General features: G+C 51.0%; 7 protein-coding genes. 5 read left to right on the forward strand and 2 right to left on the reverse strand.

Annotated elements, in window-relative coordinates; translation table 11 throughout:
* Positions 1–182: 182 nt before the first annotated feature.
* Together H5715_RS15340 and H5715_RS15345 are read left to right on the forward strand one after the other, a co-directional pair.
* On the forward strand, positions 183–3,539 hold the full coding sequence (locus H5715_RS15340; protein ID WP_075187103.1) for a TonB-dependent receptor: 3,357 nt from the start codon (positions 183–185) through the stop codon (positions 3,537–3,539).
* A gap of 311 nt (positions 3,540–3,850) precedes the next feature.
* Complete coding sequence (locus H5715_RS15345; protein ID WP_075187102.1) at positions 3,851–6,730, forward strand: glycosyl hydrolase 115 family protein; 2,880 nt, start codon at positions 3,851–3,853, stop codon at positions 6,728–6,730.
* A 135-nt stretch (positions 6,731–6,865) separates the two neighbouring features.
* Here the strand turns inward: H5715_RS15345 and H5715_RS15350 are convergent, their stop codons facing one another.
* Positions 6,866–7,363, reverse strand: a complete 498-nt coding sequence (locus tag H5715_RS15350; protein WP_075187101.1) for a CBS domain-containing protein — start codon at positions 7,361–7,363, stop codon at positions 6,866–6,868.
* A gap of 232 nt (positions 7,364–7,595) precedes the next feature.
* Here H5715_RS15350 and manD point away from each other — a divergent pair, with 232 nt between their 5' ends.
* From manD to H5715_RS15365, 3 genes are all read left to right on the forward strand, one after another.
* The gene (gene manD, locus H5715_RS15355) at positions 7,596–8,804 is read left to right on the forward strand and encodes a D-mannonate dehydratase ManD (RefSeq protein WP_075187100.1); all 1,209 of its coding nucleotides are present in this window, start codon (positions 7,596–7,598) and stop codon (positions 8,802–8,804) included.
* A gap of 436 nt (positions 8,805–9,240) precedes the next feature.
* Positions 9,241–10,650 carry a glucuronate isomerase gene (gene uxaC / locus H5715_RS15360; protein WP_075187097.1) on the forward strand — a complete coding sequence of 470 codons (1,410 nt, stop codon included), beginning with the start codon at positions 9,241–9,243 and terminating at the stop codon, positions 10,648–10,650.
* A 110-nt stretch (positions 10,651–10,760) separates the two neighbouring features.
* Entirely contained in the window at positions 10,761–11,405 is a 645-nt protein-coding gene (locus H5715_RS15365; protein WP_075187096.1) for a putative glycoside hydrolase, read from the forward strand.
* 47 nt (positions 11,406–11,452) lie between these two features.
* On the opposite strand, the gene H5715_RS15370 is transcribed toward H5715_RS15365, so the two are convergent.
* Positions 11,453–12,136: an SDR family oxidoreductase gene (locus H5715_RS15370; RefSeq protein ID WP_075187095.1), complete on the reverse strand. Its 684-nt coding sequence runs from the start codon at positions 12,134–12,136 to the stop codon at positions 11,453–11,455.
* Between the last annotated feature and the right edge of the window lie 4 nt (positions 12,137–12,140).

Below are 12,140 nucleotides of genomic sequence, written 5' to 3' on the forward strand. Positions count from 1 at the left end.
ATGATGCTCGCGATGTAGCCGTTTGGTTCCGCCGTTACATGATTCACATTGGCGGTTGAATCACCAGTACGAATAGAGTGTGTGAGTTTTTGCGTACGGCCTCACAGGAAGAGCTCTCTATTCCAAAATATCGACGGTTTTACATTTTTACCCTAAATAACTACAAGATAAGAGACTTATTTATGGCTAATCGAACGCATAATTTTAAAGCTACGATCGGAGTTAAAACTCTCGCATCTACGCTCGTTCTAACTAGCGCGCTAGCTTCCAATGGAGCCTTTGCCCAAACCGCAGAGGATGACAATGCATTAATCGAAGAAGTAATTGTTAGCGGTACGCGAACAAGTTTAAAAAACGCTCAAGATATTAAGCGGGATTCGGCAACCTTTGTTGACGCCATTTCAGCTTCAGACATTGGTGCACTTCCCGATCGTAGTGTACTTGAAGCATTGCAGCGTTTACCCGGTGTATCCGTTGAGCGCTTTGCAGCTTCCGACGACCCCGATCGATTCAGTGCCGAAGGTAGTGGCGCCGTCGTACGTGGTATGACCGCGACCCGAACTGAATTTAACGGCCGAGATTCTTTCACTGCGAACTCTGGCCGAGGTCTTAGCTTCCAGGATGTATCCCCTGAATTAATGGGCTCCGTAAAGCTTTACAAAAACCAGACTGCCGACATGATCGAAGGCGGAATCGGCGGCACAGTAAGCCTGCACACCCGCCTGCCTTTTGATTCCGATGGCCAAGTTGCTGCCTTTTCAGGCGACTACACCTATTTTGACTTGAGTCAGAAATCTGCGCCCAACATGTCTGGGCTGTATAGCAACCGTTGGGACACTGAAGCTGGTGAATTTGGCCTACTTGTTGGCTTGGCTCGCGGCCAGCAGAAAAGTCAGTCGGATGGTATTCAGTCAGAGTACTACAACTCCAACGACAACACTGATGGCACCTTCGATTCGCCGCTTGATGCGGTTCGCTACCCAAGTGGCTCAAACATTTCAAGTAAGTATGATGAACGTATTCGCAAGGGTACATCCGCAGCTCTGCAGTGGGAGAATCCAGACGATTCCGTTCTAGCCACCTTCGGTTTTATGCGCTCAGACTCCAGCCTTACCTGGACCGAGAGAAAAATTCATATCGGTAACTATGATGACCGAGGGGGCCGCACAACACGCCCAATGGAAGGCACGAACTTCACCTTTGATGACAGTGGCACCTTCGTCAGCGGCATCCTTGGCCACAGCAACGATTCATGGCGCTCTGAAACGCTTACCAATGGCTCCTACGATGGCCTGCGCGTTCCGACTGGACCGGATGGACGTCCATATAACGAAAGCGTATGTTTTGACTTGGATTCGCCAGACGAAGGCGATATGCCATCGCCATCCTGTGACGCACGCTCTCTTACCTGGGGCAAAAATGGCGGTACCGGTTCACGCTGGCAGACCCAAAACTCTAAGGTTGATGACTGGTCCTTCAATGTTCGCTATATCCCGAGTGAACAATGGGAATTCATCGCAGACGTTCAATATATCGATGCACAAACCTCAAACACTGACGTAACGATGAACCTGGGCTTCTGGGCACTGGATTATTTCAATACGGACAACAGCGGCACACCTCAAATGGGTTTAATCAACCCTTGGGAGGCGGTTCGACAAACAACTGTTGATTACCTGACAGCTGAAGAGTCTGTAGCAGCGACCCATGAGCCTGCTGCAGTACCAATTACCCGCTCCAGTGAAGACTACTTTGCCTCCAACTCCTCCTATTGGTGGAACGACGCAATGGATCATTACGAGCGCTCTGAAGGTGAAGAGATTTCCTCACGCCTCGATGGTACATACTTCTTTGAAGGTAGCTTTTTCGACTCCGTTAAAATGGGTGTTCGCTATGCCAAGCGCGAGCAGACCGTTCGCTCTGTAAGCTACGCTACCTGGGGTGCAATATCCGGCATGCGCGGTAAAGGCAGTGATGAAGACGAAGGCTACCACGCAGCTTGGGCCGACATGGTTATGCAAAACCGCACAGAGCAAGTTGACTGGAGCGATTTCAACCGTGGCAACGGTTCCTTTATGGGTAACTCTACCGTTCAGGACGGCACCGTAACGGGTCTGCGGAACGACAACCAGTATCTGTTTGTTCACCCGAAAGTGAGCCTACTGAAGGAATATCAACAGTGGGATAGCATTATCGGCGGTGCTGTGTACGAAGGTGGCAACGACCCTTGGGAACCCGTGTATGAGCGCGATATCGACGGCGACGGTATACCCGATACCCAGGGCTACTTTCTGCCAAACGATATAACCGACATTCAGGAAATCAATACTGCCGGTTACGTTATGCTGAATTTTGGTTCAGATGACTTCATGTTCCGTTTCGACGGTAATATTGGTGTACGTTACTACCAGATCGATCTCGAATCTGCCGGTTATGTTCGCTTCCCTGATTTGGTATCCCGAAATACCGACCCGACCAAACCGGAAGACTACCTCACTGATGTGAACAACTTCCTTTCTCCAGCAGAAACAGGTTTTGGTAACGCCGCAACGGCGCTCTTGGTTGCAGAAAACAGTTATAGCCATATTCTGCCAAGCTTTAACCTGAAGGTAGAATTTACCGATGATCTGATCGGTCGATTCGCCGTTTCAAAAGCTGTAGCCGCTCCCGATATTGGCGATCTGCGTAGCTATATGACGATTAATGCCGTTCTTGAGGAAACGGTATACGGCGAAGAGACAGATCCGAACGATACTCTGGTTATTCGCGAAATCGAATCCGCTGGTGTTCGCAACTGGAGGGGTAATGCAGGTAACCCTTACCTAGTTCCAATGGAATCCATCCAGTACGATGCATCCGTAGAATGGTACTTCGCAGATGTGGGCTCCCTGTCCGCGTCCGTCTTCTATAAAGATCTGAAAAACTTCTTTATTGATGGTGCTTTCCCTCGTGTCGTCACCAACACTACCACCGACGTTACTCAATCGGTCGACGTGAGCGGTAAGGTTAACGGTGGTGACGGTGAGCTACTTGGCTTCGAACTGGCTTATCAGCAGTACTTCGATATGCTGCCAGAACCTTTTGATGGCTTGGGTATGCAGTTTAACTATACCTATATCGACGCTGAGGGTGTTCCCAACCCAGCACTGGAAGACAATTCTGATCGCAGATCAGAAGACGTTACTGCATCTTTGCCGCTGCAGTCTCAGTCAAAAGATACGGCTAACCTAGCGTTTATGTACGATACCGACAACTGGGAATTCCGTACCGCCTATAACTGGCGTTCTCGCTACCTAGTTACAGCGCGCGATGGTGCCAACCTACCATATCCTCCAACTTGGGCAGCCGCTTCTGGCTATCTCGACGCTTCTCTGTTCTACAGCCTGAACGACAACGTAAAAATTGGCCTACAGGGATCCAACCTGTCTAACACTATTGGCAAGACAGAGTTCCAAAACGTTGAAGGCGAAGAGTTGAATGGCCGGTCTTGGTTCACTAACGATCGACGTTACGCACTGGTATTACGCGCAACTTACTAATCGTTAACATAGCTTGACCGTCAGCAATGCGTACCACCTAAGTGGTACGCATTTTTTTTGTCTCAATAATTAATAAGCTGTAGGAACACAACGGCGCCACTTCGCAGACTGTACTTTTTACCCCCCCCTTCCACGCAAGCATAGAACCACCTTCACCATATGCTAAACCACCCACATTATATACTTGTATACATCTATTAGTTTAGACTGCAAGCCAACCCCAAATATCTCACGGTTTTGCAACATCATCTAAGCTCAAAGCTACTATTATTCTTTCGTCAGATAACGTTCATTAACGCAGGAGCCCTCATATGCCGGCAGCCATCAGGTCCTTTCTTTCGACCATAATCCCTCTACTTCTCGTACTCTACACTCACAGCACAATGGCGAGCCTTGGAGATACCCGCTACGTAAGCGAAAAAGCCAAACGCGGTGCGGTTGCGCTCGTCGGTAAAAATACAACTGCAACACTTTATGTGGATGCGGCCGACCACAAGGGCGTTATTCGCGCACTGGGTGATCTGCAAACTGATATCCGTCGCGTCAGTGGTAAAGAGGCCACGGTTGTACACGCTGCCGATGGCTTAGGGCAGAACGCCGTTATTGCTGGCACCATTGGCAAGAGTGCGCTTATCGACCAGTTAATTGCACAGGGCAAAATCGACCCTTCTGTCATCACTGGTAAATGGGATGGTTTCCACCTGCAAACCGTAAAAAACCCGCTACCCGGTGTAGAGCAAGCGCTGGTGATTGCCGGTGCAGATAAACGCGGCACCATCTACGGTATTTACGATGTTTCCGAGCAGATAGGCGTATCGCCCTGGTATTACTGGGCCGACGTACCAGAGCAAAAGAAAAGCGAAATTTATATACTGAAGAATACCCTCAAACAGGAAGCGCCCAAGGTGAAATACCGGGGGATTTTCCTCAACGACGAAGCCCCAGCACTGTCCAGCTGGGTGGCCGAAAACCACGGTAATTACAACCACGAATTTTACGTCAAAGTCTTTGAGTTGCTACTGCGCTTAAAGGCCAACTTCCTCTGGCCAGCGATGTGGAATAACGCCTTCGCCGATGACGATCCACAGAATATGATTCTCGCCGACGAGTACGGTATTGTGATGAGCACCTCCCACCACGAGCCCATGATGCGCGCCGACAAAGAGTGGAATCGCTACGGAGAAGGGCACTGGGACTACGCCCGCAACCCGGAAAAGCTTGCCGACTTCTGGGCAGACGGAGCCACGCGCAATAAAAATTACGAGAGTATCTACACCCTGGGAATGCGCGGCCAGGAAGACACTCCCATGAGCGAAAACGAAAATATCGACCTGCTGGAGACCATTGTTAACGACCAGCGAAAAATTCTCAGCGGTGTTTTCGAGGACCGCGATATCAGCGAAGTGCCGCAGGTGTGGTGCCTGTACAAAGAAGTGCAGAGCTACTACGAAAACGGCATGCGCACACCCGACGACGTGATCCTACTGTGGAGTGACGACAACTGGGGCAATATCCGTCGTCTACCCACTCCTGAAGAGCGCAAGCGCAGTGGTGGAGCCGGTGTTTACTACCATTTCGATTACGTCGGCGGCCCGCGCTCCTACCGCTGGATTAACAGCACCCCCATCCCCAAAATCTGGGAGCAGATGAACCTGGCCTACGAATATGAGGCTAACCAGATCTGGATCACCAACGTGGGTGACCTCAAGCCCATGGAATACCCTATCGAATTTTTCCTGACCATGGCCTGGGATCCCGAACGCTGGAACCAGAACCGCCTACAGGAATTTGGGCAGCTCTGGGCCGCGCGCGAATTCGGCGCTGAATTTGCCGAAGAAATTGAAGCGTTGATGACCGGCTATACCCGCCACAGCGGTCGCCGCAAAGCCGAGCTGATGGACGCAAACACCTACAGTCTAGTGAATTACGACGAGGCCGATCGCATCGAAGCCGAGCTGAAAGATCTGGTGGCCCGCGCCGAAGCGCTGAACAAAAGAATCCCCGCCGAGAAAAAAGATGCCTTCTTTCAGCTGGTGCTACATCCGGTAAAAGCCACAGCAACCGTCACCCTGCTTCATATCGCGGTGGCAAAAAATCGCTTATACGCAAACCAAAGCCGCGCCGATGCTAACGCCTATGCCGAACTAGCCAAGCAATATTTTGCCGATGATGCCGCGCTTAAGCAGGAATACCACAGCCTTAACAACGGCAAGTGGAACCACTTTATGAACCAGCCGCACCTCGGTTACACCAACTGGAATAATCCAGAAGGCGACCAGCTGCCGGTAACCTACCAATACAGTCCCGGCACCTACGCGGAAATGGGTATCGCCATCGAGGGCGGGGAAAAGGTCTGGCCCGATGCCGGTGGTCACAACCTTAAGTTCGACCAGAACGGTAAAACCCAGCACTGGTTGGATGTATACAACCGCGGCACCAAAGCCTTCAACTACACGCTCACCCCCAGCGCCGACTGGATCAAGCTCAGCAGCGATAACGGTAATATCGAGACAGCCGAACGCATTCTGGTCTCCATCGATTGGAGCAAATTACCCGAAGGCGCCAGCGAAGGGCGCATTCAGGCGAAAGGGCCCAGCTGGAACCGCGCCCATATCAAAGTCACCGCCTTTAAACCGAACCAAAAGCTGCGCAAGAAAGCGAAAGGCTTTCTGGAAGCGGATGGCTATATCGCCATCGAAGCAGCCAGCGCAAGTCGCGGTAAAGCTAAAAACGGAATTAGCTGGCAGGAAGTACCACAGCATGGTCGCACACGCAGTTCCATGACGCCCCTGCCCATTGGCGACACCAGCTTCGAGAACGTTGGCGATGCGCCCTACCTGGAATACGACCTTACCTTCTTTCACACCGGCGAGTTCGAACTGCAAGCAATTCTCGCCCCGAGCTGGCCCTTCGTGCCCGGTCGCGGCCTGCGCTACGCTGTAGCCATTGGCGATGAAGAACCTCAAATAGTGGATTTTCTGGCTGGCATGAACGGCACTGACGGAGGCTGGAATACATCCGTTATGGATGGCGTGCGCATGGGAAAAAGTAAGCACAAAATCGAAAAAGCCGGGCGCACTACGCTCCGTTTTTATATGGTCGACCCTGGCGTGACTGTGCAAAAGCTGATTGTGAATACCGGCGGCTTACTACCAAGCTATCTGGGGCCGGAAGAAAGCCCGAGAAAGTAATGTGGCGCCTAACCCAACAGCATCGTTTGTCGGGTTAGGGGAACTGGAAACGCCATACAACCCCTCCACGCTTGAGGGAAAGAACCTAATAAAGCCGAACATTTACCCGTTCGGCTTTATTATTTCAAGAAATCACTACAGCAATTGCTGTAACACATCCCTGGCCGTGATAACCCCGACTAATTTGGAATCACGGGTAACAAACAGCCGGTGTATATGCTTTTCCACAATCAGCTGGCAAGCCACAATAACGGACGTTTGAAAATCGACCGAAACGACTTCGGGCGTCATAATCGAATTGACCGTGCAATTTTCATTGGCCCTCTCCTGAAGCTTCCGGATATCCTTTTCACTCAATTTACCGCCATAGGGCCCGCAGTAAAACTGCACCAGCTTTTCCATCTCGGCCTGCGTAAGCTCACGCGATTCGAAGCGCACCACATCGGACTGGGTAACGACACCGACCAATTCCTCATCGGCCGCAATCACTGGCGCGCCCGATATCCCGTGCTTAACGAAAAAACCCGCCAAGCGTTTTACCGACCAGCCCTCATAAACCGTCAACACCTTATCGGTCATTAGATCGGCAAGCGCGCAACCGTCCAAGGCCTCCTCTAATCGATGATCACTCATAATTGTGCTCCCGGCTGTTTCTCTTGAGTATAGCGAGAGGGGCAGACGACATTCGAAATGTTTTCTATAGAAACCTATGATTAAGTCCAAATAGGTTCTGACCTTAATCATAGGTTCTCTAAATTTGTAGAACTCGCTGATTTCGGGTTAGATACCGTCTTCACTACTTACTCGCCAACTTGTATACTAGTCTTTTGTGCACTGCCCATCAGTGCTTTACGGAGATCCCCCTTTGAAGATTACTGAAGCCAAAGTTATTGTCTGCAGCCCCGGCCGCAACTTTGTTACCCTGAAAATTGTTACCGATGAAGGCGTTTATGGGCTGGGCGACGCCACACTTAACGGTCGGGAAAAATCGGTGGTTTCCTACCTGGAAGACTACCTGTGCCCCTCGTTAATCGGTCGCGATCCACAGCGTATTGAAGATATTTGGCAGTTCTTCTACCGTGGAGCCTACTGGCGCCGTGGCCCGGTGGGCATGAGCGCCATTGCCGCCATCGACACCGCCCTGTGGGACATCAAAGCCAAGCTCGCCAATATGCCATTATACCAACTGCTCGGCGGCCGCAGCCGCGATGGAGTTATGGTATATACCCACGCCAACGGCAGCGATATTGATAGCACTTTGGAAGAAGTTGCCAAATACGTGGAAAAGGGCTACAAAGCCGTGCGCGTACAGTGTGGCATTCCCGGAATCGCCAGTACCTATGGTGTATCCAAAGGCAACAAAAACTACGAACCCGCCGATGCCGATCTACCTACAGAATCCGTTTGGTCCACCGAAAAATACCTGAATCACATCCCCCAGTTATTTGCTGAAGTGCGAAAAAACTTTGGCGACGACCTGCATATACTGCACGACGTGCATCACCGGCTCACCCCCATCGAAGCGGCCCGCCTGGGTAAAGAGGTCGAACCTTATCACCTGTTCTGGCTGGAAGACTGTGTGCCTGCCGAGAACCAGGAAGCCTGGAAACTAATTCGCCAACACACCACTACCCCGCTGGCGGTAGGCGAGGTGTTTAACAGTATTCACGACTGCCGTGAACTGATTCAAAACCAACTGATCGACTATATTCGCTCTACGGTTGTACACGCCGGCGGCATTACCCAGCTGCGCCGCATCGCCGATTTAGCAGCGCTCTACCATGTGCGCACCGGCTTCCACGGAGCCACCGATCTTTCCCCGGTGTGCATGGGCGCAGCCCTGCACTTTGACTATTGGGTGCCCAACTTCGGTATTCAAGAGCACATGGCCCACAGCGAACAAATGCTGGAAGTCTTCCCTCACTCTTATGCGTTTGACGATGGCTTCTTTACCCCGGGGGAAACACCAGGGCATGGGGTAGATATTGATGAGGCGTTAGCGGCCAAGTATCCCTATAAGCGCGCCTGTTTGCCGGTGAATCGTCTTGAAGATGGTACGCTTTGGAATTGGTAGTTGGGGCTTGTAGCGTTTTTAGTTAGCTACCTTTTTCGTGCAGCTGTGCGAGTGACGTCTTATGCTGAGAAGGCGCTCGCTGCACGGGCATTTATTTTCTTTGCTTGCCAAAAGAAAACGCACCCCGATTCGGGTCGCTACGCAGGCGGCATTCCTGCGGCCACATCCCTCACCGCTATGTCCTGTAACCGCGACCCCAAAAATAGCGCCGCCACTGGCAGATAGCTATAGTGACCAGATGTAAATTTAGCGATTTTTTGTTTCGTGATTCTGCGGGTTACACGCCAGGTAGAGGGCAGCCCAAAAAGCCAAGATGTGAGGGTGCCGTTTTTGGATTGCTTTTTTTTGACCCGTAAAGCGTAAAAGAAAGCTCACTACGAAAACCAGAACAACTAAACAATACGCAGTTAAACCGCACACACAAAAGGTAACCACCATGAAACCCTTTATGGGCGAAGATTTTTTACTCTCCACTGAAACCGCCCGCACGCTCTATCACCAGTACGCGGCTCCGCAACCGATTATCGATTACCACTGCCATTTGCCGTCAGTGGAAATCGCCGAGAACCGTCAGTTCACCAATATGGCGCAGGTGTGGCTGGAAGGGGATCACTACAAGTGGCGGGCCCTGCGCGCGGCGGGGGTGGAGGAATCGCTGATTACTGGCGGCGCCAGTGACTACGACAAATATATGGCCTGGGCCAATACCGTGCCCCAGTGCATTGGCAACCCGCTTTACACCTGGACCCACCTGGAGCTGCAGCGCCCCTTTGGCTTGTACGATCTGCAGTTCGGTCCGACCAGCGCCGAAAGCGTATGGCAGCAGTGCAACGAGCTACTCGCCAGCCCCGCATTTTCCGCGCGAGGTATTATGCAGCAGATGAATGTAAAAATGGTGGGCACCACCGACGACCCCATCGATAGTCTCGAACACCACGCCGCTCTGGCCGACACCCATTTCGATATAAAAGTACTGCCCAGCTTCCGCCCCGATCGCGCCTACAAGATCGAGCTGGAAGGCTTTGTCGATTACCTCCAGCGCCTGGGAGAAGTGTGCAACCTGGAGATCACCCGCTTCGAACACTTGATTGACGCTCTAGATCAGCGTCTGAACCACTTCGCCGCACACGGGTGTAACTTGGCCGACCATGGGATCGAAATCGTTCGTTTCGCAGACATTCCCGATGAGGTTACCCTCGACACTATCCTTGCACGTCGTCTGAATAAGCAAAGCCTGAGTGAACTTGAAATCGCACAGTTTTCCAGCGCAATACAGGTATGGCTGGGCCGCCAATATGCCCGGCGCAATTGGGTAATGCAGCTTCATATGGGTGCCCAGCGGGATAACAACACCCGTCTGTACAACAGACTCGGCCCCAACACCGGTTTTGACTCCATTGGCGATCACCCGCTGGCCCAACCCCTGGCCGGTCTACTGAACGCTATGGATCTACACAACGAGCTACCCAAAACCATCCTTTACTGTATCAACCCTTCCGATAACGAAGTGCTGGGTACCATGATCGGCAACTTCCAGGATGGCAGTATCGCCGGCAAGGTGCAGTTTGGTTCTGGCTGGTGGTTTAACGATCAAAAAGACGGCATGCTGCGCCAGCTAATGCAACTCTCGCAGCTAGGCCTACTCAGTAAATTTGTCGGCATGCTGACCGATTCCCGCAGCTTCCTCTCCTACACCCGACACGAATACTTCCGTCGAATTCTGTGCGAACTTCTGGGAAATTGGGTCGAAAATGGCGAATTGCCCAACGACATCAACCTAATGGGTGGCATTGTGGAAGATATTTGTTTTAATAACGCTAACCGATATTTTCAACTGAATCTGTAGGATTTAATGAAGCTCTAATCCGACCCAAACTTGCTCCGGATCAGAGCTTTCATCACTTAAGGCGCAAATTTAAACCTCTCCTCCATTCAAACAATAACGGAGCCTGCTTTATGACCAACCCTCACTCCCGAAAAAAGTCTGGATTGACTTTACTCATCGTAACAACGTGTCTTTTAGTTGCAGGGATTGCATACGCACAATCAAACCCGGCATTTTCTTATTTCGTGAACGGCCAACTAATAGGTGACTGGCAATTTCAGTTGGGCGACCCCGGTAATTGGTCATTCAACATCGAGGATAAGAGAGGGAAATCTCAAGACGGAAAAGTTGAAGCGTATCCAGACAACTTTCAGGCTGACGGCGATGCCATTCGTGGCGTTTGGTCGCGAAAGAAAATGAAAGGCGAATTAAAAGTTGTTAGCTCGCCAAAAAACATCAGCAGTGTACGCGATATTACGGCGCTTACATTTGATTTCAAAATAAACCAAAAAGCCAACAAAGATGTTGCCGTAACCATCGATTGCGGCTACCCCTGTCGTGCCAGTGTCAATATTGGTAGAAAATTGCGCAAAAAAAATAAAGGTGAATGGTTTACCTTTCCCATTCCCTTAAATTGTTTTGATAGCGACAATTTCGATCTCACCAAAGTTAATGGCATCTCAGTCAGTACCGAAGGTAAATTCGATTTAAGTATTGGCAACATACGCCTGCAGCGCCTGCCCGAAGGCGAAAGGGGCTGTGCCGGCGAAAAGTAACATTCACGCGCTCCTCTGTACAGAGGAGGAGTGCAACTTTTTATCGTTTACCAAGGCAAAATATCGCCCGACGAGTGCCAAAAAGTTCCACTGTTTTCCAGCGTTAAATTATCCATCCGTAACATCAAACGCTCTGCGGCCTGCCGTGCCGAAATATCTCCGGCAAACCCCACCATTTCCGTCTGCACAAACCCCGGATGCAAAATGGCAACCGCTACACCGTTTGATCGTAAATCTTTCGCCAGCGACATGCCTGCAGCGTTAAGCGCTGCCTTGGACATGCGGTAGCCATAGTAACCACCGGAACCATTATCGGCGATAGAGCCCATTCGGCTGGTAATTAATCCAACTTTGCAGCCATTCGCTAAATTCGGCAATAGCGCTGTAGTGACTCTCAGCGGCCCCATGGCATTGATTTCAAACTGCCTCAGAATGGTTTCGAAATTCATCGCTGAAAGCGTTTCGCTTTCCAGTAAACCGGCGTTATTAATCAAAATGTCAACGCTCACACCCTGTAAGCGCTGCTGTAACTTTTCCATAGATGCCGCAGATGTAACATCAATCCCCTCGATAACCGTTACGCCTTTTTCTTCCAGCGCTATGCTCGCCGTACGGCATAAAGCAACCACATTCGCGCCTCGTAATTTATATTGCTCCACGAAAGACAGGCCAATACCTCTGTTCGCGCCCGTGATCACTACCGTGGTATTACTTAAATCAGATTCATTCATGCCC

This window comes from Teredinibacter haidensis (genome assembly GCF_014211975.1).
GTDB lineage: Bacteria > Pseudomonadota > Gammaproteobacteria > Pseudomonadales > Cellvibrionaceae > Teredinibacter > Teredinibacter haidensis.

What these genes read in the sequence shown, in the direction of transcription:
- H5715_RS15350 (WP_075187101.1), bottom strand. Translation starts at nt 7,363, where the DNA reads ATGAGTGATCATCGATTAGAGGAGGCCTTGGACGGTTGCGCGCTTGCC.
- H5715_RS15365 (WP_075187096.1), top strand. Translation starts at nt 10,761, where the DNA reads ATGACCAACCCTCACTCCCGAAAAAAGTCTGGATTGACTTTACTCATC.
- uxaC (WP_075187097.1), top strand. Translation starts at nt 9,241, where the DNA reads ATGAAACCCTTTATGGGCGAAGATTTTTTACTCTCCACTGAAACCGCC.
- H5715_RS15370 (WP_075187095.1), bottom strand. Translation starts at nt 12,136, where the DNA reads ATGAATGAATCTGATTTAAGTAATACCACGGTAGTGATCACGGGCGCG.
- H5715_RS15345 (WP_075187102.1), top strand. Translation starts at nt 3,851, where the DNA reads ATGCCGGCAGCCATCAGGTCCTTTCTTTCGACCATAATCCCTCTACTT.
- H5715_RS15340 (WP_075187103.1), top strand. Translation starts at nt 183, where the DNA reads ATGGCTAATCGAACGCATAATTTTAAAGCTACGATCGGAGTTAAAACT.